Below are 21,431 nucleotides of genomic sequence, written 5' to 3'. Positions count from 1 at the left end.
AGGCGCCCCTTTCCGCGCCCGGCCAGCAGGGTGCAGGGCCCTGTGCCACATGGGCGTGCGGGGGCCTGTGCTATAACCGGGCCGTACCCACCGACAGCCCGGAGGCCTGCGCCTCCTCGCCATCCCAGGAGAACGGCATGCCCTCGATGAGCCGCCGCCAGTTCCTGAAAGTGACCGGGACAACCCTGGTCGGCTCCAGTCTGGCATTGATGGGCTTCGCGCCCGGCATCGCGCTCGCGGAGGTCAGGCAGTACAAGCTGACCCGCGCGACCGAGACCCGCAACACCTGTACGTACTGTTCGGTGGCCTGCGGCATCCTGATGTACAGCCTCGGCGATGGCGCCAAGAACGCCGAGCCGAGCATCTTCCATATCGAGGGCGACCCGGACCATCCGGTCAACCGCGGCACGCTGTGCCCGAAGGGTGCCGGCCTGGCCGACATCATCCACAGCAAGTCGCGCCTGCTCTACCCCGAGTACCGCGCGCCGGGCTCGAACGAGTGGAAGCGGCTGAGCTGGGACGATGCGCTGGACCGCATCGCCCGGCTGATGAAGGAAGACCGCGATGCCAACTTCGTGCAGAAGAACGAGGCCGGGCAGACGGTCAACCGCTGGCTGACCACCGGCATGCTGGCCGCCTCGGCCACCAGCAATGAAACCGCGGTGCTGACCCACAAGGTCGTGCGCTCCCTTGGCATGTTGGCATTCGACAACCAGGCACGTGTCTGACACGGCCCGACGGTGGCAGGTCTTGCCCCGACGCTAGGCCGTGGTGCGATGACGAATCACTGGGTCGACATCAAGAATGCCGACCTGGTGCTGATCATGGGTGGCAATGCCGCCGAGGCACACCCGTGCGGTTTCAAATGGGTGACCGAGGCCAAGGCCCACAACAAGGCACGCCTGATCGTGGTCGATCCGCGTTTCAACCGCTCGGCCGCGGTGGCCGACGTATACGCGCCGATCCGCACCGGCACCGACATCGTGTTCCTGGGCGGCCTGATCAACTATCTGTTGACAGAAGACCGCATCCAGCACGAGTACGTGCTGAACTACACCGACATGTCGTTCCTGGTGAAGGACGAGTTCGCCTTCAAGGACGGCCTGTATTCGGGCTACAACGAGGAGAAGCGCAGCTACGACCGTTCCAGCTGGGACTACGTGTACGGCGATGACGGTTTCGTGCGCAGCGACCCGACGCTGAAGGACCCGCGCTGCGTCTACACCCTGCTCAAGCAGCACTACGCGCGCTACACCGTGGAGATGGTCGAACGTATCTGCGGCACGCCGGCCGACAGCATCCGCCAAGTCTGGGACATGATCGCGTCCACCGCCGGCAAGGACAAGGCGATGACCATCCTGTACGCGCTGGGCTGGACGCAGCACTCGGTAGGCGCACAGAACGTGCGTGCCGGCACCATGGTGCAGCTGCTGCTGGGCAACATCGGCGTGGCCGGCGGTGGGATGAACGCGCTGCGCGGGCATTCCAACATCCAGGGCCTGACCGACATCGGCCTGATGTCCGACCTGCTGCCCGGCTACCTGACCCTGCCGAAGCAGGACGAGCAGGACTACGACGCCTACATCGCCAAGCGCACGCAGAAGCCCCTGCGCGCCAACCAGATGTCGTTCTGGCAGAACTACCCGAAGTTCCACGTCAGCCTGATGAAGTCGTGGTGGGGCGACGCCGCCACCGCCGACAACAACTGGTGCTTCGACCATCTGCCCAAGCTCGACAAACCGTACGACATGCTGCAGGCGTACGAGCTGATGAACGAAGGCAAGATCCACGGCTACATCTGCCAGGGCTTCAATCCGCTGGCCTCGGCGCCGAACAAGGGCAAGCTGATCAGCGCGTTCTCCAAGCTCAAGTTCATGGTCAGCATGGACCCGCTGGAAACCGAGACCATCGCGTTCTGGCAGAACCACGGCGCGTTGAACGACGTCGACCCGGGCACGATCCAGACCGAAGTGTTCCGCCTGCCGACCACCTCGTTCGCCGAGGAAAACGGCGCGGTGGTGAACTCCTCACGCTGGCTGCAGTGGCACTGGAAGGGCGCCAATCCGCCGGGCGAAGCACGCAGCGACATCGAGATCATGTCCGAGCTGTTCCATCGCATCAAAGCGATGTACGAGAAGGACGGCGGTGCGTGGTGGGAGCCGGTGCGCGACCTGGCCTGGAAGTATTCCAACCCGGCGCTGCCGACGCCGGAAGAACTGGCGATGGAATACAACGGCAAGGCGCTGGCCGACGTGTTCGATCCGAAGGACCCGACCAAACTGGTGCGCAGGGCCGGCGAGCAGCTGGCCGCGTTCGGCGACCTGCGCGACGACGGCAGCACCTCCTCCGGCTGCTGGATCTACATCGGCGCCTGGGGCCCGACCGGCAACATGATGGCGCGGCGTGACAACAGCGACCCCACCGGCATCGGCAACACGCTGGGCTGGGCCTGGGCGTGGCCTGCCAACCGCCGCGTGATGTACAACCGCGCCTCGTGCGACGTGGCCGGCCAGCCGTTCGATCCGCGGCGCACACTGCTCGCCTGGAACGGCAGGAACTGGGGCAGCGTGGACGTGCCGGACTTCAAGGCCGACGAAGATCCCGCCGGCGGCATGGGTCCGTTCATCATGAACCCGGAAGGCATCGCCCGCTTCTTCGCCAAGGCAGGCATGGCCGAGGGCCCGTTCCCGGAGCACTACGAACCTTTCGATACACCGCTGCGCAGCAACCCGCTCAGCCCCGGCCAGGCACTGACGCTGAACAACCCGGCGGCCCGCGTGTTCGACAGCGATCGTGCACAGATCGGTTCGCCGGATGAGTTCCCGCATGTGGCCACCACTTACCGGTTGACCGAGCATTTCCACTTCTGGACCAAGCACGGCAAGCTCAACGCCATCATCCAGCCCGAGCAGTTCGTCGAGATCGGCGCGGCATTGGCCGACGAGCTGGGCATCAACAACGGCAGCCGCGTGCGGGTCAGTTCCAAGCGCGGCCACATCGAAGCGGTGGCGATGGTGACCAAGCGCATCAAGGCCCTGCAGATTGATGGCAAAACCGTGCACCAGGTGGGCGTGCCGATCCACTGGGGCTTCCTCGGTGCGGCCAAGCCCGGATACATCGCCAATACGCTGACCAACGCCATCGGTGACGGCAACTCGCAGACGCCTGAATCGAAGTGCATCCTGGTCAAGGTCGAGAAGGTGTAGGAGACACGCCATGTCACTGCAATCGCTGGATATCATCCGCCGCTCGGCCACCACCACGCCCTCGCCGGAGGCACGTGGTGCGCACACCGGCCAGGTCGCCAAGCTGATCGATGTGAGCAAGTGCATCGGCTGCAAGGCCTGCCAGGTCGCCTGCATGGAGTGGAACGACCTGCGCGACGAGGTCGGCAGCTGCGTTGGCAGCTATGACAACCCGCCCGACCTGAGCGACCAGTCGTGGACGGTGATGAAGTTCCGCGAGTACGAGGACGAGAAAGGCAAGCTGGAGTGGCTGATCCGCAAGGAAGGCTGCATGCACTGCGCCGACCCGGGATGCCTGAAGGCCTGCCCGTCACCGGGTGCGATCATCCAGTACGCCAACGGTATCGTCGACTTCCAGGAAGAGAACTGCATCGGCTGCGGCTACTGCGTGACCGGCTGCCCGTTCGACGTGCCGCGCATTTCCAAGAAGGACCACAAGGCCTACAAGTGCACGCTGTGTTCGGACAGGGTGGCGGTGGGCCAGGAACCGGCCTGCGTGAAGACCTGCCCGACCGGTGCGATCACCTTCGGCAGCAAGCAGGCGATGACCGAGCATGCCGCGGGGCGCGTGGAAGACCTGAAATCGCGTGGCTACGAAAACGCTGGCCTGTACGACCCGCAGGGCGTCGGCGGAACCCACGTGATGTATGTGCTGCAGCACGTGGACAAGCCCGAGCTGTACGCCGACCTGCCCAAGGACCCGCGCATCAGCCCGATGGTGGAGGTGTGGAAGGGCGTGGCCAAGCCGCTGGGCGTTCTGGCGATCGCCGCCACCGCCTTCGCCGGCTTCCTGCATTACATCGGCATCGGCCGCAACACGGTGAACGATGAGGAAGAAGAAGAGGCCGAGCACGAGGCGAAGAAGATCGAAGAGGAGCAGCGGCCATGAAGTACGCCCCGCACCCGCGGCAGATCGTGCGCTACCGCGCACCGACCCGCATCAACCACTGGATCGTGGCGATCTGCTTCGTGCTGACCGCGCTGTCCGGGCTGGCCTTGTTCCACCCTGCCCTGTTCCCGCTGACCCAGCTGTTCGGCGGCGGGCCGTGGACGCGCATCCTGCACCCGTTCATCGGCCTGGCGATGGTGGTGGGCTTCGCCTTGCTGGCGTTCCGCATGTGGCGCGACAACCTGCCGACCGCCGACGACGGCAAGTGGATGCGTGGCATGCGCGATGTGCTGCGCAACGAGGACGAGAAGCTGCCGCCGGTGGGGCGCTTCAATGCCGGCCAGAAGCTGCTGTTCTGGGCCATCATCGGTTGCCTGTCGGCGCTGCTGCTGACCGGCTTCGTGATCTGGCGGCAGTACTTCAGCCACTTCTTCCCGATCGGGGTGATCCGCTTCTCGGTACTTGCCCATGCGCTGTTCGGCTGGGTGCTGGTGTGCGCGATCGTGGTGCACATCTACGCGGCGATCTGGATCAAGGGCTCGGTGCGGGCGATGACCCAGGGCAAGGTGACCTATGGGTGGGCGTACAAGCACCACCGGCAGTGGTTCCGGGACATCCTGCGCGGGCGACGGGGAGAGGGTTGACGGCAGGGCCTGCGGCCCTGCACCCGCTTCAAGCCAAGTCAACAGCAACAGCGGCTATCCGTGGGATGGCGGGATGGGTCCGGTTGCGGGGGACGCCGTAAACCCTTCCATGGGGGCTTGGCCGCGGCATCCATGCCGCAGACACCCCCGCAACCGGACCCACCCCGCCTTCGACAGAGTTCTGCGATCTGTCGGGACGGCGTTCTGCGTTGCTGTTGGTGGGTGTCGACCTTGGTCGACACAATGAACACGGCAATGATCGAAACCGACTTTTGTAGAGTCAAGCCATGCTCGACTGCTTTGCCTCGAACACGCTGGACGCCAGCGCCGACAACGGCGAGGATGGAGGCTGGTTCTTCCGGCTGGCCCTGCATGGCGCAACGCATCCTTGAACCCGGTGAAATCGAGACGCTGGCCTCGCGCGATGTTCCGCGCATCATCCTGCCCGATGCTGCGTCCCTGTTCGCCGATCGCGCGGCCCGCCTCCGCAGCCTGGCCACGCACAGTGCCATCGGCGGTTACCTGCAGTTGCTGGCGGCGTTGGCCGATGCGCAGCAGGCGCTGCTGGATGAATTGACGCCGCAGCAACGTGAAGCGCTGCAGGTACAGGCGCGCGCGCAACAGTCGAGCGCTGCGGCCGGCGCCGGCATGCCGCTGCGTCCCGCCAACACCCTGCAGCTCGATGACCGCTGGCGCGGTTGGTTGCGCACGCTTTGCCAACACTGTGCCGATGAATCCGGCCTGCCGGCGGAAACTCGCCAGGAACTGCAACGCGTTGCCGCTGCCGATGACGCGTGGCTGGATGCGCAGGCGCACGCGGTACTGGAGCGGGACGACGCGCCGTCGCTTGATGCGGTGGCTGCGCTGCTGGTGATGACGGCACTGCAGGTGTACTGGGCGGTATTGGCCGAGAGCTTCCGCCCGGCCGATCTGAAGCCGCTGGCCGATGCACCCGGGCTGTGCCCGCTGTGCGGCACCCTGCCGGTGGTGAGCGTGGTGCAGGCACGCCCACCCTATGCGTCCTATCGCTACCTGTCGTGCGCGTTGTGCGCCTGCCAGTGGCATTACGTGCGCGTGCAGTGCAGTCAATGCGGCACCGCCGGCAAGGACATCGCCTACCGTGCCTTGGCCGATCTGGATGGCGATGCCGGCCACGCCGTGCGCGAGAGCGCGGTGCGCGCCGAGACCTGCGACCACTGCCACAGTTACCGCAAGATCCTGTACCTGGAAAAAGACCCGATGCTGGAGCCGGTGGCCGACGATCTGGGCACCCTCGCACTGGACCTGCTGCTGGCCGAGGAAGGCTATGCGCGCGCCAGCCAGAACCCGCTGCTGTGGCAATCCGACGGCGACTGACCGATGTCACGCACGCCTCCTGCTCCGGCATCAGCCGCTGCCCTGCCCTCGCTGGATCGACTGCTGCGACTGCCGGCGTTGTCCGAACTGATTGAAAGTCATGGGCGCAGCCGCGTCACCCAGCTGCTGCGCGTGCATCTGCAGGCGCTGCGTGAGCGCATCGGTGCCGCGCAGCTCTCGGTCGAGGCACTGCAGCAGGCCATTGACGGCCCGGTGCTGGTCGCCGCACTCGATGCAGCGCTCGCCACCGATGCGCGGCTGGACCTGCAGCCGATGTACAACCTGACCGGCACCGTGCTGCACACCAATCTGGGCCGCGCCCTGCTGCCCGAGACTGCGGTACAGGCGGTGGCGCGTGCGATGACCGCACCGGTCGATCTGGAATTCGACATCAGCCGGGGCCGCCGCGGCGACCGCGATGCACGGGTGCAGGCGCTTGTCTGCGAATTGACCGGCGCCGAAGCCGCAACCGTGGTCAACAACAATGCGGCGGCGGTCCTGCTGCTGCTCAACAGCCTGGCCAACCGGCGCGACGTGGTGGTGTCGCGCGGCGAACTGGTGGAGATCGGCGGTGCCTTCCGCATTCCCGATGTGATGCGCAGCGCCGGCGCGCGGTTGCTGGAAGTGGGTACCACCAACCGCACTCATCCGGCCGACTTCGCCAACGCCATCGGCGCGCGCACTGCGCTGCTGATGGAGGTTCACGCCAGCAACTACGCGATCACCGGTTTCACCGCCAAGGTCGAGACCGCGAAGATGGCGGCGATCGCGCACGAGCATGGCCTGCCGCTGGTGGTGGACCTGGGCAGCGGCAGCCTGTGTGATCTGGCCCTGTTCGGCCTGCCGCACGAGCCGACCGTACAGGAAACGCTGGCGGCCGGCGCCGACCTGGTCTCGTTCAGCGGTGACAAGCTGCTGGGCGGACCGCAGGCCGGCATCATCGCCGGCCGCGCCGATCTGATCGCACGGATCAACCGCAACCCGCTGAAGCGCGCGCTGCGCATGGACAAGATGGGGCTGGCCGCGCTGGAAGCGGTACTGGCCCTGTACCGCGAGCCGGAGCTGCTGGCGCACAGGCTGCCGACCCTGCGCACCCTGTCGCGCACGCAGGACGACATCGATGCGCAGGCACAGCGTCTGTTGCAACCGATGCGCGACGGGCTGGCCTCGGAGCACAGCCTTGAACGCGCGGCGATGCACAGCCAGATCGGCAGCGGTGCGCAACCGCAGGCACAGCTGGCCAGTGCCGGACTGCGCGTCACCAGTACACGCCGTGGCGGACTGGATCGCCTGGCCAAGCGCCTGCGCCAGCTGCCACAGCCGGTACTGGGCCGCATCGCAGATGACGCATTGTGGCTGGACCTGCGCTGTCTCGAGCCTGCTGACGAAGCCGCCTTCCTCGCGCAATGGAGCACGCTGCAGGCATGATCGTCGGCACCGCCGGGCATATCGACCATGGCAAGACCAGCCTGGTGCGGGCGCTGACCGGCATCGATACCGACCGCCTGCAGGAAGAGCGCACGCGCGGCATATCGATTGAGCTGGGCTACGCCTATGTGCCCGTTGAAGCCGCCGCCGGAGAAGGACCAGCAGCCACGCTTGGCTTCGTCGATGTGCCCGGCCACGAGCGCTTCGTACACACCATGGTGGCCGGCGCCACCGGCATCGACGTCGCATTGCTGGTAATTGCCGCCGACGACGGTGTGATGCCGCAGACCCGCGAACATCTGGCGATCCTGCAGCTGTTGGGCGTAGACCGTGGCGCGGTGGCGCTGACCAAGATCGACCGCGTGGATGCCGCACGCCTCGCTCGGGTCGAAATCGAGATCGCTGCATTGCTGGCCGGCACGCCGCTGCAGGACGCCTCTGTGTTCGCCTGCAACAGCACGTCACCCGAAGACGCAGGCGTCAGCGCGCTGCGTACCCGACTGCACGCATGGGCCGCGGATGGTGCCAGCATGCGCCAGGCCGGGCTGCGCAGCGAACTGTTCCGCATGCCGGTGGATCGCGTGTTCTCACTGGCCGGCCACGGCACGCTGGTGACCGGCGCAGTGCATGGCGGCGTGGCTACTGTTGGCGAACATCTGCAGCTGATGCCGGCCGCCACTGAAGTTCGCGTGCGCAGCATCCACGCGCAGAACCAGGCCAGCGAACAGGCGGTGACTGGGCAGCGCTGCGCGCTGAACCTGGCCGCCATCGCCCGCAACGACATCACGCGCGGCGACTGGATCGCCGACCCGCGCGCGATGCTGGCCACCACCCGTGTCGATGTGCGCCTGCGGCTTTCCGCGCGGGAAGCCCCTCTGCGCGACTGGGCGCCACTGCATATCCACTGGGGCACGATGCACCGGCAGGCCCACGTGGTGCTGCTGGAGGACCATGACCACGGCGATGGTCAGTTGGTGCAGCTGGTGTTCGACGCACCAGTCTGCGCGATGTGCGGCGACCGCTTCATTGCCCGCGATTCGGGCGCGACCCGTACCCTGGGCGGTGGTGTCGTGCTCGATCCAGATCCCCCGCAGCGGCGTCGGCGCAGCCCGGCGCGGCTCGCGTGGCTGGGTGCGCTGGAGCAACTGGCGGCCGCCGCTGGATTTGGCCCGCTGCTGCAGCAGGCACCCGCCGGCATTCCCCTCGGCGCCCTGCAGCGCTACTGCCGGCGTGCCGCCGACCGGATCGACCTGCCCGACGACGCGCGCCGCATCACTACCCGCGAAGACACGGTGATCATTCTTGCCCCGCACTGGCAGGCGCTGCGCGAACAGGTGCTCACCTCGCTGCGCGGCTGGCATGAGCGCCGCCCCGACGAACCCGGCGTCGACAGTGGACGCCTGCAGCGCAGCACCCTGCCTGCGCTGGCAACCAGCCTGTGGAACGCCCTGCTGCAGGACCTGCTCGACGATGGCAGCGTGCAGCGCGCGGGTGCATGGTGGCGCTTGCCCGGCCACGATCACGCACCGCCGGAACGCGAACGCCTGCTGCTCGAACGCGTGCTGCCGCAACTGCACGCGGGCGGTTTCGATCCGCCGTGGGTACGTACCCTGGCGGCCGACATCGGCCTGCCCGAGGATGAGGTCCGCGCGGTCCTGCGCCGCGCTGCCGCGCGTGGTGAACTGTTCCAGGTGGTGCCCGACCTGTTCTATGCACCGGCCCGCATCGCCGAGCTGGCCGCGATCGTCGCGCAGCTGTCACAGGCCAGCGGCACGGTGGATGCGGCGGCGTTCCGCGATGCCATCGGCCTCGGCCGCAAGCGCAGCATCCAGATCTTGGAGTTCTTCAATCGCGTTGGCTACACTCGACGCGTCGGTGACCAGCATCGGCCGCGCGGCGACCTGCAGTGGAATGCAGCCCGCGACTGAGCCCACCGGCATTGCCGTACTTTCGGAAGGCATGCGCATCCGGGCATGCGGCTGGGCTTCAAACCCAGTAGGGGGCGTCGATCGTTCCCTGGTAGGTTCGACTCCTGCTGCCTTCCGCCATTCGTGTTTCCGCAGGAGATGTCGGCATGGCCACGCACGTGCAGTCCCCCGCTCCTTCAACGGCCGATGCCCCGCAACGACTGACGTCTCTCGCGCATGGCGGTGGCTGCGGCTGCAAGATCGCGCCAGGCGTGCTGACCGAGCTGTTGCGTGGGGTTCCCGCACTTCCCGCACCGGCCGAACTGCTGGTCGGCCGCGAGACCAGCGATGATGCCGCGGTGTACCGCCTGGATGACCATCAGGCGATCGTCGCCACCACCGACTTCTTCATGCCGATCGTCGACGACCCGTTCGACTTCGGTCGCATCGCTGCCACCAACGCATTGTCGGATCTGTACGCAATGGGCGCGCGGCCGCTGTTCGCGCTGGCCATCGTCGGCATGCCGATCAATACCCTGCCGCAGGACACCATCCGCGGCATCCTGCAGGGCGGCGAACGCGCCTGCGCCGACGCCGGCATCGTGGTGGCTGGTGGCCACAGCATCGATTCGGTGGAACCCATCTATGGCCTGGCCGCGATCGGCGTGCTCGACCCGCAACGACTCAAGCGCAATGCCGATGCCCGCCCCGGCGATGCGCTGGTGCTGGGCAAGCCGTTGGGCGTGGGCGTGTACTCGTCAGCCCTGAAGAAAGAAGTCCTGGACGCCGACGGCTACCAGCAGATGATCGAGTCGACCACCCGCCTGAACAGCGTGGGCGTGCCCCTTGCCGCGCTGGACGGCGTGCATGCCATGACCGACGTCACCGGTTTCGGCCTGCTCGGCCACCTGCTGGAAGCGTGCCGCGCCAGTGGCGTGGCTGCCGAGGTAGACAGTGCGCAGGTCCCGCTGCTGCCACAGGCGCTGGAGTTGCTGCAGCGTGGCTGCGTGACCGGCGCCTCCAACCGCAACTGGGCCTCGTATGGCGCCGAGGTGCGCTTCGCCGAGGGCCTGGCGGCCCATTGGCAGCCACTGCTGACCGACCCGCAGACCAGCGGCGGCCTGCTGGTGTCCTGTGCCCCGCAAGCGGTGGATGCGGTGCTGGCCTGCTTCCGCGATGCGGGGTTCGGCCAGGCGGCCGTGGTGGGGCGGTTGAGCGAGGGAGCGGCGGGCGTCAGCGTGCGCTGATGCGCTGAAACGACAAGGGCGCCCGAAGGCGCCCCTGCTGTATCACTGGATGCAACATCACTCGATGTTCTGCACCTGTTCGCGGATCTGGTCGATCAGCACCTTCAGCTCCACCGCGGCATTGGACGTGCGGCTGTCCACCGACTTCGAGCCCAGCGTATTGGCTTCGCGGTTGAACTCCTGCAGCAGGAAGTCCAGGCGGCGGCCGACCGGCTCGCGCTGCTTGAGCACGCGGCGGATCTCGACAATGTGGCTGCCCAGCCGGTCCAGTTCTTCATCCACGTCCAGCTTCTGCAGCCACAGCACCAGTTCCTGCTCGGCACGACCCGGGTCGACCGGGTGCGGCAGGTCGGCCAGTCGGGCAGCCAGCTTGGCGCGCTGGCCGTCGCGAATGGCCGGAATCAGGGTGCGCACTTCCGTTGCAATGCGCTCGATGCCGTCCACGCGCTCGCTGATGGCCGCGGACAACTTGCTGCCTTCACGCTCGCGGGCCTCGACGAAGCCGTCCAGCACCTGGTCCAGCAGGGCCAGTGCCTCTGCCTGCAGGGCAGCGGCATCGGTGGCCTCGCCACGGGTGACACCCGGCAGCTGCAGCAGATCGGTAAAGCTGACCTGCAGGTTGGGGAAATCGGAGGTCAGGCGGTGCGCCAGGCGACCCAGCTGGCCCAGGAGGGCCTCGTCCACCTGCAGGTTGGCGGCGGCTTCCGGCGCGCGCAGGCGCATCACCAGATCCAGCTTGCCGCGGCTCAGGCGTGCGGCAATGCGCTCGCGCAGCTGCGGTTCCAGCGCCCGCAGTTCATCGGGCAGGCGCGTGCCGACCTCCAGGAAGCGGTGGTTGACCGAGCGCAGCTCGCAGCCCAGCGTGCCCCACGGGGTGACCCGCTCGCCGCCGGCGTAGGCGGTCATGCTTCGAATCATGGATTGTGTCCGGTGCGTGCAAAGGGGGAATGGTACCCTAGCGCCCTCACCAGAGCCCCCTTGCCCGCCCCGTGAAGGCCGCGGGCGTGGCGGCGTACTCCCTCGCCATTACGGAACCCGCACCATGTCCGATTCCCGCCCCAGCGGCCGCCAGCCCGACCAGCTCCGCCCGGTCGTCATCCAACGCGGCTTCACCCGCCACGCCGAAGGTTCGGTGCTGGTGTGCTTCGGTGAAACCCGCGTGCTGTGCACCGCCAGCGTCGAGAACCGCGTGCCGGGCTTCCTGCGTGGCAAGGGCGAAGGCTGGGTCACCGCCGAATACGGCATGCTGCCGCGCGCCACCCACACCCGCAGTGACCGTGAAGCGGCCCGTGGCAAGCAGGGCGGCCGCACGCTGGAGATCCAGCGCCTGATCGGCCGCAGCCTGCGCGCCTGCGTGGACCGCAACGCGCTGGGCGAACGCACCATCACCCTGGATTGCGATGTGCTGCAGGCCGATGGCGGCACCCGCACCGCCGCCATCACCGGCGCCTACGTGGCCCTGGTCGATGCGGTGAACGTGCTGATGAAGCGCGGCGACATCAAGCGCAACCCGATCCTGGGCGCGGTGGCCGCCGTGTCGGTGGGCGTCTACCGCGGCACCCCGGTGCTGGACCTGGACTACGCTGAAGACAGCGACTGCGACACCGACATGAACGTGGTGATGAACGACGGCGGTGGCTTCATCGAACTGCAGGGCACCGCCGAAGGCCATGCCTTCCGTCGCGATGAACTGGATGCGCTGCTGGGCCTGGCCGAGAAGGGCGTGCGCGAGCTGCTGGACGCGCAGCAGTCGGCACTGTCGGCATGAAGCGGCGCCTTGCCCTGACCACGCTGGTGGTGGCCGACTACGACGAAGCCATCGCCTGGTACACCGGCAAGCTCGGCTTCGCGCTGCTGGAAGACATCGACCAGGGCCACAAGCGCTGGGTGGTGGTCGGTCCGTCCGACGGCAACGCCGCCGCCCTGCTGCTGGCACGCGCCAGCGACGAGGAACAGCGCAGCCGCATCGGCAACCAGACCGGTGGCCGCGTCGCCTTCTTCCTCAACACCGACGACTTCCACCGCGACCACGCGGCAATGCTGGCCGCTGGTGTCGAGTTCCTGGAAGCGCCGCGCGAAGAACCCTATGCAACGGTGGCGGTGTTCCGCGACCTGTATGGCAACACCTGGGACCTGCTGGAGCCACGTCAATGAAGAAACTGGTACTGGCCAGCCACAACGCCGGCAAACTGGTGGAGATGCAGGAGATCCTCGCCGACCTGCCGCTGCAGATCACCTCGGCCGCCGAGCTGGGTCTGGGCGACGTGGAAGAGACCGGCCTGACCTTCGTCGAGAACGCGCTGCTGAAGGCGCGCGCAGCCTGCGAAGCCACCGGCCTGCCGGCGCTGGCCGATGATTCGGGCCTGATCGTCGATGCCCTCGGCGGTGCACCGGGCCTGTACAGCGCGCGCTATGCCGGCCACCCGACCAACGCCGCAGCCAACAATGCCAAGCTGCTGGAGGCAATGGCGGACATTCCCGATGGCCAGCGCGACGCCCGCTTCTATGCGGTGATCGTGCTGCTGCGTCACGCCACCGACCCGCAGCCGTTGATCTGTGAAGGCCGTTGGGAGGGGCAGATCATCCGCGAACTGCGTGGCACGAATGGTTTCGGCTACAACCCGGTGTTCCTGGATACCACCCACGGCCTGACTGCCGCGGAGATGGAGCCGGCCCTGAAAAACGCCATCAGCCACCGTGCCCTCGCCCTGCAGCAGCTCAAGCAGCAGCTGGCCACCTGGCTTTGACGCCTTACTGATTCCCCAGGGAAGCCGGCCAGCGGCCGGCACTACCGAAGAAACCCATGCCGCACGCCCACGACCACTGCAACCACCTGCCCGGCGAAGCCTGCTCCGCTGACCACGACAGCCCGCCGCGACTGGTGCCGCCGCCGCTGTCGCTGTACGTGCACCTGCCGTGGTGCGTGCGCAAATGCCCGTACTGCGATTTCAATTCGCACCAGGCCAAGGGCGAACTGCCGTTCGACGCCTACATCGACGCACTGCTGCGCGATCTCGACCAGGACCTGCCGCTGGTCTGGGGCCGGGTGGTACACAGCGTGTTCTTCGGCGGCGGCACGCCCAGCCTGTTCCCGCCGGAAGCGATCGACCGCTTCCTGCAGCAGGCCAGCGCGCGCCTGCGCTTCGCGCCCAATGCCGAAATCACCCTGGAAACCAACCCGGGCACCGCCGAGCATGGCCGCTTCGACCGTTACCGCGCGGCCGGCGTGAACCGCCTCAGCTTCGGCATCCAGAGTTTCGACGATGCGATGCTCAAGCGCCTGGGCCGCATCCATGACAGCGGCGAGGCCGAACGCGCCGCGAAAATGGCGCAGGACGCGGGCTATGACAACTTCAACATCGACCTGATGTACGCGCTGCCGGAACAGACCCTGGCCGGTGCCGAGGCCGACCTGGAACGTGCGTTCGCGCTGCAGCCGGCGCACATCTCGCATTACCAGCTGACGCTGGAACCGAACACGGTGTTCTTCGCACGACCGCCGCAGGGCATTCCCGACGAAGACAACGCCTGGGACATGCAGGAGCACTGCCAGGCGCTGCTGGCGCAGGCCGGCTTCGGCCAGTACGAGGTGAGCGCCTACGCCCGACCCGGCCGGCAGAGTGCGCACAACCTGAACTACTGGCGCTTCGGCGACTATCTCGGCATCGGTGCCGGCGCGCACGGCAAGATCAGCTCCGGTGCAGAGGAACACGTGCTGCGGCGCTGGAAACTCAAGCATCCGCAGGCCTACCTGGACAGCGCGGGCACGCCAGCCTCGTTCGGCGGTGACGAGGTGATCGCACCCGAGCGGCTGCCCTTCGAATACATGCTGAACCTGCTGCGCCTGCATGAAGGCTTTGGCCTGCGCGATTTCGAGTCGCGCACCGGGCTGCCACGCAGCGTGCTCGATGCACCGCTGGCCGAGGCCGTGCAGCGCGGCTGGCTGGACGTGACCAATGGCCATGTGCAGCCGACCGAACTGGGCCGGCGCTTCACCAACGATGTGGTGAGCCTGTTCCTGGAGGAATGAGCTTCCTGGAGTAATGGGTAGTGCCGGCCGCTGGCCGGCAGTCCGGTAAAGACAGAGTTGCCGGCCAGTGGCCGGCACTACCGTTCATCCGCCGGGCGATGCCTGGCGAACGGGATGCACATTCACCCTAAAGTAGCGCCGACAGCGGCCGACACGGTAGATTCACCAGATCGATCCGCGGGAATCCGGGTACCGCCTGCCGATGTCAGCTGTCTTTTCCATCACCCCTGCCGACAAAGCCCGCCTGGCCGCGAGCGACCTGCCACCGCGGGTGCGCGAACTGCTGGGCGCGTTGATCGGCCTGTGCCGGCAAACGCTGGCCGCGCCGCTGATCCTGACCGTCGAAGCACTGGAGCAGACCCTGCTGCACGACGCCGACCGTGCACGCAATCCGCAGCAGCAATCTGAACTGATGGCCCAGCGCGACCAGCTGCACACCTTCTCCGGTCACTTCGCCGACCGCATGCTCGATGCCGTTGCCGACGCACTGGCACGCCTGCGCGAGCCGCCCACCGGCGCCACGACCAGCGCGGCTCCGCCACCGCTGCCGGGCATGCTGGGGCTGTCACTGGTAGCCGAGCATGATGTCGACCGCGACCTGCTGCTGACCGAGATGGTGCGGCGGGAAACCCTGCGTTCGACCAACACGCTGAACCTGCTGGGCCAACGCCTGGGCGTGCTGGCCGCAGCGCCGGCTTTCGAAGCCGACACCCTGCCACTGGCGCCGCAGGCGCTGTGCGCGATGGTGCGCAGACTGGCCGAACAGGATGCGCTTGGCGCCGAGGTGCAGCTGGCGCTTTACCGCAGCTTTGAACGGCAGGTGCTGGAGCGGCTGGGCGATGTACTCGACCGCGCCAATGCACTGCTGGCCCAGCACGGCGTGCTGCCGGGGCTGGTCTACACCCCCTATCTGGCGCGTTCCTCGAGCACGCGGCGGATCATCACCCAGTCGGTAGGTGGCGGCCGCACCACGCAGCCTGCCAAACGCGCCGCTGCGCCCCTGACCGGCTGGAACGGTTCGGCCCCTTCGGGCTCCTGGTCAAGCCTGGTACAGGACGCCTTCAACGAGGGCGGCGCTGCCGGCCCCGCCGCCACGCCGGGACTGACCTCGTCCACCGGCAGCGCACTGCATGAGCTGTTGCAGCAGGCACGCCATGCCAGCGCCGCACCCGCGGACAGCAATGCCGTATCCAGCGCTGCGGTGGACGCCGTACTCGCGCGCCTGCAGGCCCAGTCCAGTTCCGCCACCGGCGTGGCCGACCTGCAGGCCGCAGTTGTCGCCCAACTGCGCAGCGAACACGGCGCGCAGGCCCAGTTGGGCAGCCACGACCGCGACAACCTCGACCTGCTGCGCATGCTGATGCAGCAGGTGCAGCAGCAACAGCGCCCCGACCCGGTACCCGCTGCCCTGCTGGCGCGCCTGCAGGTACCGCTGGCGCGGGCTGCGATGGCCGACCCGGGCTTCTTCGTACGCGACGAACATCCCGCGCGCGAGCTGCTCAACCAGATCGCCGAAGTCGGTGCCAACTGGCTGGGCGACGATGATGTCGACCCGCAGCTGCTGCAGCGCATGGCGCAGAGCGTGCAGGGCCTGCTTGGACAGGATGCACGCGCGCCGGAAGCCTTCGCCGCTGCCAATGAAGATGTGCAGCAGCACCAGCGTGCCGCCGCGCATCGTGCCGAACTGGCCGAGCGCCGCCACGTGGAAGCCGCACGCGGCAAGGAACGGCTGGAACTGGCCCGGCGCCAGGCCAGCGCCCGCATCGATCAGTGCTGCGATGCGCAGGACCCACCGCGCTTCGTGCAGACCCTGTTGCGCCAGGCCTGGGCCGATGCCCTGACCCTGACCCGGCTGCGCCATGGCGACGACTCACCACAGTGGCAGGAGCGCCTGCAGCAGACCCAACGCATCGCCGCGGTGACCGCACAGCCGGTGGGTGCCGCTGCCGGCACCGATACGGTACTGGCCGCCGAGGTCGAAGCGGCCTTGCTGCAGGTTGGTTACCACGCCGAGGAAGCTGCTGCCGTCGCCCGTCGCCTGGCCACGCCCGGTGGTGAGGATGACAGCACCTCGCGTACCGAACTGAGCGCTCGCCTGAAGGCGCGCGCACGCCTGGGTGAACATGCCGGCACGACTGCCGGTACCGCGGCGACCGCACCGCGCAACAGTGCAGAAGAAGCGGCATACCAGCAGCTGTCGACGCTGCCGTTCGGCAGCTGGTTCGATATCGCCAACGACGACGGCACGCTGCGCCGCCAGCGACTGTCCTGGTACAGCCTGCTGACTGGCCACGCGCTGCTGGTCAACGCACGCGGGCAGAAGATCGCCGACACCGACCTGGATACGCTGGCCCGGCAGATCAGCGCTGGCCATGCGCAACTGGTCACCGAGGACAAGGGCCGGCTGGTCGACCGCGCCTGGCAGGCCAGCCTTGGTGCATTGCGCGCACTGGCCGCTGATCGCACGCAGGAGACCCACGCATGAAACCCGTCCCGCCGCAGGACACGCGCCGCGCACCGCGCCGCCAAGTCTCGGACCTGGTGCCGGTCACCGACCAGATGCGCGAATGCGTGGTCGGCCGGCTCGGCAATGTCTCCGAGACCGGCATGCTGATGCTGGCCAGCGCCCCGCTGCGCGAAGATGCGCTGTACCAGCTGCGCTTCCCGCTGCCGATGGGTGATGGTCGCCAGGAAGCGATCGACGTCGGCGTGCATCTGCTGTGGAGCGAGCCGGCGCACGCGCCCGGGCAGAGCTGGACCGGCTTCCGCTTCCTGACCCTGTCACGCGAACATCGGCAGCTGCTGCGCCAATGGGTAGGCGAGGACAGCGACGAGGGACCGGTTTCGACGGCCTGAGTGCCGGTTCCGGCACAGCGGTTTTTCGCGGTATGCGGCAGAATCTAGGGCCGTTTTCCGTGTCGAGCCACCGCAATGATCCAGCAAGACCCCGGCGCCCTGTATTCCGACCACCTGGCCGTGCTGTGCCGACGCGCCGAACAGGCGCTGGCCCGCGGCAGCCTCGACCATCTGGTGGTGCCCAGCGGCACCCTGCACTACCAGGTGTTCGACGACCGCGACTACCCGTACGCGGTGAACCCGCAGTTCAAGGCCTGGCTGCCGCTGACCCGCGTGCCCAACAGCTGGATCGTGTTCACCCCCGGCAAGCGCCCGGCGGTGATTTTCCACCAGCCGTTCGATTACTGGCACGTGGTACCGGACGCACCCAGCGGCTGGTGGGTGGAGCACTTCGACATCCACATCATCCGCAAGCCCGAAGAGGCGCTGGCGCTGCTGCCGGCCGACCCGTCGCGCTGCGCGATCCTCGGCGAGCCGCAGAGCGCGCTGGGCAGTTACGTGCCGAACAACCCGGCACCGGTGGTGAACTACCTGGAATGGCACCGCGGCAGCAAGACGCCGTATGAAATCGCGTTGATGCGCCGGGCGCAGGTGCTGGGCGTGCGCGGCCATCGCGCCGCCGAAGCCGCGTTCCGCAACGGCGCCGACGAGTTCAGCATCCACATGGCGTACTGCCAGGCCGTGGGCCAGGATGCCACCGAGCTGCCGTACGGCAACATCGTGGCGCTGAACGAACACGCCGCCGTGCTGCATTACACCGAGCTGGGCCGCAAGGCGCCGCAGCCGCTGCGCAGCTTCCTGATCGATGCCGGCGCCAGCGCGCACGGCTATGCCAGCGACATCACCCGTACCTACGCCGCACACGGCCACGACGAGTTCGCGGCGATGATCGCTGCCGTCGATGCCGCGCAGCAGCAGATGTGCGCGGCGGTGCGCCCGGGCTTCGACTACAAGCAGCTGCACGTGGACGCGCATCTTTCGCTGATGGGCGTGCTGAAGGACTTCGGCGTGATCAAGGTCTCGCCGCAGACCGCACTGGAGACCGGCGTCAGCGCCGCGTTCTTCCCGCACGGCATCGGCCACCTGATCGGCCTGCAGGTACACGACGTGGCCGGTTTCGCGGCCAGCGATGAAGGCGGCCGCATCGAGCGCCCGGCCGGCCACCCGTACCTGCGCCTGACCCGCGTGCTGGAACCGGGCATGGTGGTGACCATCGAACCCGGCCTGTACTTCATCGACATGCTGTTGAATGAAGTAAAGGACGCCGGCCATGGCGATGCGATCAACTGGGACCGTGTGGACTTCTTCCGTCCGTACGGCGGCATCCGCATCGAAGACGAAGTGCTCTGCACCGAGGGCGAAGCGGACAATCTGACGCGGCCGGAGTTTGCGGCGGCCAACGGCTGAGCCCCTCGTGGTTGGTCGCTGAAATCAAAAGCCGCGCTTGGCGGGGCGGGGTGGGTTCGCGGGGGACGCCGTGAATCCATCCCTGGAGGCTTGGCCGCGAACCCACCCCGCCCCACCTCTGACAGTTTCCTGCGCGCGTTCACCCACGGAAAAGAAAAAAGAAAAGCAAAAGCGGGTCGCTCGCTGCGCTCGCTCTGTGTCGACCAAGGTCGACACCTACCAATCGTCGTTCGTTCCAGCAACCGCCGTTACCAACAGCCGCAGGAATCTGTCAGAGGTGGGGCGGTGTGGGTGGTCAGGACCGTTGGCGCCATGGATGGCGCCATCGAGCCCCCACGGATGGGTTTACGGCGTGTCCTGACCACCCACACCGCCCCGCCATCCCACGGAATGCCGCTCTGGCATTGGCAGTTGCCGTTGATTGCAGCGGGTGCAGGGCTGCAAGCCCTGCCGAAACCCCTTACCCCGCCATCACCGCTTCGATCTCGTCGGCGCTGCGCGCCAGGCCCTCGGTCAGCACGCGATGGCCGTCATCGGTGATCAGCACATCGTCCTCGGTGCGGATGCCGATACCGCGCCAGCGCGGTTCCACCGTCGTGTCGTCCACGCCGATGTACAGCCCCGGCTCGATGGTGAACGCCATGCCCGGCTCCAGCAGGCGCGAATCGCCGGCCAGGCGGTAGTCGCCCACGTCGTGCACGTCCATGCCGATCCAGTGCCCGGTCTTGTGCCGGTAGAAGCGCTGGTACAGGCCCTCGGACAGGTTCTTTTCCAGCGTGCCCTTCAGCAGGCCCAGCCGCAGCAGGCCTTCGGTCAGGGTCTGCACCGCCGCCAGGTGCCCCATCTCGTAGGCCACGCCCGGCTTGGCCTGGGCCAGTGCCGCGGCCTGTGCATCACCAACCAGGTCGTGCAGCGCGCGCTGTTCGGCACTGAAGCGGCCGTTCACCGGGAAGGTGCGGGTGATGTCGCTGGCATAGCCACGGTACTCGGCACCGGCATCGATCAGCACCAGTTCGCCGTCGCGCGAACGTGCGTTGTTGTCGCGGTAATGCAGGATGCAACCGTTGCGGCCGGCACCGACAATGCTGCAGTACGCCGGCACCGCATCGCTGGCACGGAACACCCGCTCCAGTTCGGCCTGCAGTTCGTACTCGTGGATGCCCGCCCTCGCTGCCTTCATCGCCGCCAGGTGCGCGCGCACGCTGATCTGCGCGGCATGGTGCATCAGCGCCACTTCCGAACCGGACTTGAACAGGCGCTGCTCGTGCAGCAGATGGCCCAGCTCCAGGAACTCATGCGGCGGTTGCGCGCCGTGGCGCACCTGCGAACGAACACGGTTGACCCAGCCGATCAGCTTCAGGTCGAAGTCGGCATCGCGGCCGAAGTGGTAATAGACGCGCGAACGCCCTTCCAGCAGGCCCGGCAGGATCTCGTCCAGATCATCGATCGGATAGGCATCGTCCATGCCGTACTGCGCCACCGCGCCTTCCTGGCCGGCACGGCCACCGTCCCAGGCTTCGCGCTCGGCGTCGCGCTCGCGGCAGAACAGGATCGCCTCGCCATGGCGGCGACCGGGAATCAGCACCAGCACCGCTTCCGGTTCCGGGAAGCCACTCAGGTACTGGAAGTCCGAATCCTGCCGGAACGGGTAATGGGTATCCAGGCTGCGCACCTTCTCGGCCGCGGCGGGCAGCACCAGGATCGCGTCCTCGCCGGCCATGTCCATCAGCTGGCGGCGGCGACGCTTGTACTCGCCGGCCGCGATGCCGGTGCGCTGCTTGATATCCATCAATTCAGCCGCTGCCGGTGGCGCGAGGCCAGCACCACGTCACCGTGCAGCAACAGCACCGCCACGCGGATGAACTCCTCGATCTCCGACAGTGCTTCGTCGTCATCGTCACCACCGGCCTCGAAATCCTCGCTGGAGGCGCGGGCCAGGCTGGCCATGTCGTTCAGCGCTTCCTCGCCCTCTTCCGACAGCGCCGGGCGATGGCCGCCACTGCCCAGGCCGAAGCCGCCGAGGAAGCTGCGGGTCCAGGCGAACATGGCATCGGCCTGCGCGGCCACGTCGTCGTTGTCGGTCAGCAGCAGCTCGAAGGCGAAGTCGCGGTCTTCCAGCTGCTTGATGGTGGCCTGCAGCAGCTGAGCCAGCACGCTGTCGGCGGCCACCGGGGCCAGATTGTCGTCGGCCAGCACTCGCGCCGGCCAGTCATTGCCGGGGGCGCCGCCAGCGGCCAGCCAGCCACACAGCGCACCGTGCAGCTCGGCAGCGGTGGCACCCAGGCCCAGCGCCTGGCTGGCGCGGGAAACGTCGTCGACGGAGGGAAGTTCGGTCATCGTGCGGCTCGTTCGGATAAGGAAACCAGGAGCGCGCACGCGCGCGCCCGTGAGACCGCCTAGTGTAGCAACCTGACGGCCTCCT

Annotated in this window: 17 protein-coding genes and 1 tRNA gene; 15 read left to right on the top strand and 3 right to left on the bottom strand. The window is 67.6% G+C overall.

Annotated features, from left to right (window positions below):
• Positions 1-137: 137 nt before the first annotated feature.
• From fdnG to selD, 8 genes are all read left to right on the top strand, one after another.
• Positions 138-3,206 (top strand): formate dehydrogenase-N subunit alpha, encoded by a 3,069-nt coding sequence (fdnG, locus tag AC07M7_RS03015; RefSeq protein ID WP_482998424.1) that lies wholly within the window; start codon positions 138-140, stop codon positions 3,204-3,206.
• 10 nt (positions 3,207-3,216) lie between these two features.
• Positions 3,217-4,134 carry a formate dehydrogenase subunit beta gene (gene fdxH / locus AC07M7_RS03010; RefSeq protein WP_006389637.1) on the top strand — a complete coding sequence of 306 codons (918 nt, stop codon included), beginning with the start codon at positions 3,217-3,219 and terminating at the stop codon, positions 4,132-4,134.
• The gene (locus AC07M7_RS03005; protein WP_046987320.1) at positions 4,131-4,778 is read left to right on the top strand and encodes a formate dehydrogenase subunit gamma; all 648 of its coding nucleotides are present in this window, start codon (positions 4,131-4,133) and stop codon (positions 4,776-4,778) included. Before fdxH ends, AC07M7_RS03005 begins: the two co-directional genes overlap by 4 nt.
• Positions 4,779-5,150: 372 nt before the next feature.
• Positions 5,151-6,134: a formate dehydrogenase accessory protein FdhE gene (fdhE, locus tag AC07M7_RS03000; RefSeq protein WP_495206692.1), complete on the top strand. Its 984-nt coding sequence runs from the start codon at positions 5,151-5,153 to the stop codon at positions 6,132-6,134.
• A gap of 3 nt (positions 6,135-6,137) precedes the next feature.
• Positions 6,138-7,562: an L-seryl-tRNA(Sec) selenium transferase gene (selA, locus tag AC07M7_RS02995; protein WP_295380240.1), complete on the top strand. Its 1,425-nt coding sequence runs from the start codon at positions 6,138-6,140 to the stop codon at positions 7,560-7,562.
• Complete coding sequence (gene selB, locus AC07M7_RS02990; protein WP_495206691.1) at positions 7,559-9,490, top strand: selenocysteine-specific translation elongation factor; 1,932 nt, start codon at positions 7,559-7,561, stop codon at positions 9,488-9,490. The genes selA and selB overlap by 4 nt, the downstream gene beginning before the upstream one ends.
• A gap of 24 nt (positions 9,491-9,514) precedes the next feature.
• A tRNA-Sec gene (locus AC07M7_RS02985) sits at positions 9,515-9,610 on the top strand.
• 26 nt (positions 9,611-9,636) lie between these two features.
• On the top strand, positions 9,637-10,716 hold the full coding sequence (gene selD, locus AC07M7_RS02980; protein ID WP_495206690.1) for a selenide, water dikinase SelD: 1,080 nt from the start codon (positions 9,637-9,639) through the stop codon (positions 10,714-10,716).
• 57 nt (positions 10,717-10,773) lie between these two features.
• Here the strand turns inward: selD and AC07M7_RS02975 are convergent, their stop codons facing one another.
• Positions 10,774-11,634: a YicC/YloC family endoribonuclease gene (locus AC07M7_RS02975; RefSeq protein WP_046986673.1), complete on the bottom strand. Its 861-nt coding sequence runs from the start codon at positions 11,632-11,634 to the stop codon at positions 10,774-10,776.
• A gap of 124 nt (positions 11,635-11,758) precedes the next feature.
• On the opposite strand from AC07M7_RS02975, the gene rph reads away from it, so the two are divergent.
• The 7 genes from rph to pepQ all read left to right on the top strand — a co-directional run bounded on the left by rph (position 11,759) and on the right by pepQ (position 19,009).
• Entirely contained in the window at positions 11,759-12,484 is a 726-nt protein-coding gene (gene rph, locus AC07M7_RS02970; RefSeq protein WP_428709399.1) for a ribonuclease PH, read from the top strand.
• Complete coding sequence (locus AC07M7_RS02965) at positions 12,481-12,870, top strand: VOC family protein (protein WP_046986671.1); 390 nt, start codon at positions 12,481-12,483, stop codon at positions 12,868-12,870. The genes rph and AC07M7_RS02965 overlap by 4 nt, the downstream gene beginning before the upstream one ends.
• A complete protein-coding gene (rdgB, locus tag AC07M7_RS02960) occupies positions 12,867-13,463 on the top strand; it encodes an RdgB/HAM1 family non-canonical purine NTP pyrophosphatase (RefSeq protein ID WP_337302873.1) in 597 nt (198 codons plus the stop codon). Before AC07M7_RS02965 ends, rdgB begins: the two co-directional genes overlap by 4 nt.
• 56 nt (positions 13,464-13,519) lie before the next feature.
• Positions 13,520-14,746, top strand: coding sequence for a radical SAM family heme chaperone HemW (gene hemW / locus AC07M7_RS02955; protein WP_495206689.1), 1,227 nt, complete (start codon positions 13,520-13,522; stop codon positions 14,744-14,746).
• A gap of 202 nt (positions 14,747-14,948) precedes the next feature.
• Positions 14,949-17,231 (top strand): DUF1631 family protein, encoded by a 2,283-nt coding sequence (locus tag AC07M7_RS02950; protein WP_495206688.1) that lies wholly within the window; start codon positions 14,949-14,951, stop codon positions 17,229-17,231.
• Positions 17,228-17,602, top strand: a complete 375-nt coding sequence (locus AC07M7_RS02945; protein ID WP_046986667.1) for a PilZ domain-containing protein — start codon at positions 17,228-17,230, stop codon at positions 17,600-17,602. Before AC07M7_RS02950 ends, AC07M7_RS02945 begins: the two co-directional genes overlap by 4 nt.
• Positions 17,603-17,677: 75 nt before the next feature.
• Complete coding sequence (pepQ, locus tag AC07M7_RS02940; protein WP_482998416.1) at positions 17,678-19,009, top strand: Xaa-Pro dipeptidase; 1,332 nt, start codon at positions 17,678-17,680, stop codon at positions 19,007-19,009.
• A gap of 460 nt (positions 19,010-19,469) precedes the next feature.
• On the opposite strand, the gene AC07M7_RS02935 is transcribed toward pepQ, so the two are convergent.
• Positions 19,470-20,792 (bottom strand): aminopeptidase P N-terminal domain-containing protein, encoded by a 1,323-nt coding sequence (locus AC07M7_RS02935; protein ID WP_495206835.1) that lies wholly within the window; start codon positions 20,790-20,792, stop codon positions 19,470-19,472.
• A gap of 5 nt (positions 20,793-20,797) precedes the next feature.
• On the bottom strand, positions 20,798-21,346 hold the full coding sequence (locus AC07M7_RS02930) for a YecA/YgfB family protein (RefSeq protein WP_046988283.1): 549 nt from the start codon (positions 21,344-21,346) through the stop codon (positions 20,798-20,800).
• Positions 21,347-21,431: the final 85 nt, after the last annotated feature.

Source organism: Stenotrophomonas sp. GW821-FHT09E08 (genome assembly GCF_059416125.1).
The sequence above is the reverse complement of the archived record's forward strand: the minus strand, read 5'-3'. Positions and strand labels throughout refer to the sequence as shown.

Coding starts and splice junctions, on each gene's coding strand:
- selD (WP_495206690.1), top strand. CDS start 9,637: ATGGCCACGCACGTGCAGTCCCCCGCTCCTTCAACGGCCGATGCCCCG.
- AC07M7_RS02930 (WP_046988283.1), bottom strand. CDS start 21,346: ATGACCGAACTTCCCTCCGTCGACGACGTTTCCCGCGCCAGCCAGGCG.
- hemW (WP_495206689.1), top strand. CDS start 13,520: ATGCCGCACGCCCACGACCACTGCAACCACCTGCCCGGCGAAGCCTGC.
- AC07M7_RS02965 (WP_046986671.1), top strand. CDS start 12,481: ATGAAGCGGCGCCTTGCCCTGACCACGCTGGTGGTGGCCGACTACGAC.
- rph (WP_428709399.1), top strand. CDS start 11,759: ATGTCCGATTCCCGCCCCAGCGGCCGCCAGCCCGACCAGCTCCGCCCG.
- AC07M7_RS02950 (WP_495206688.1), top strand. CDS start 14,949: ATGTCAGCTGTCTTTTCCATCACCCCTGCCGACAAAGCCCGCCTGGCC.
- rdgB (WP_337302873.1), top strand. CDS start 12,867: ATGAAGAAACTGGTACTGGCCAGCCACAACGCCGGCAAACTGGTGGAG.
- pepQ (WP_482998416.1), top strand. CDS start 17,678: ATGATCCAGCAAGACCCCGGCGCCCTGTATTCCGACCACCTGGCCGTG.
- fdxH (WP_006389637.1), top strand. CDS start 3,217: ATGTCACTGCAATCGCTGGATATCATCCGCCGCTCGGCCACCACCACG.
- AC07M7_RS02945 (WP_046986667.1), top strand. CDS start 17,228: ATGAAACCCGTCCCGCCGCAGGACACGCGCCGCGCACCGCGCCGCCAA.
- fdhE (WP_495206692.1), top strand. CDS start 5,151: ATGGCGCAACGCATCCTTGAACCCGGTGAAATCGAGACGCTGGCCTCG.
- selB (WP_495206691.1), top strand. CDS start 7,559: ATGATCGTCGGCACCGCCGGGCATATCGACCATGGCAAGACCAGCCTG.
- AC07M7_RS02975 (WP_046986673.1), bottom strand. CDS start 11,634: ATGATTCGAAGCATGACCGCCTACGCCGGCGGCGAGCGGGTCACCCCG.
- selA (WP_295380240.1), top strand. CDS start 6,138: ATGTCACGCACGCCTCCTGCTCCGGCATCAGCCGCTGCCCTGCCCTCG.
- AC07M7_RS03005 (WP_046987320.1), top strand. CDS start 4,131: ATGAAGTACGCCCCGCACCCGCGGCAGATCGTGCGCTACCGCGCACCG.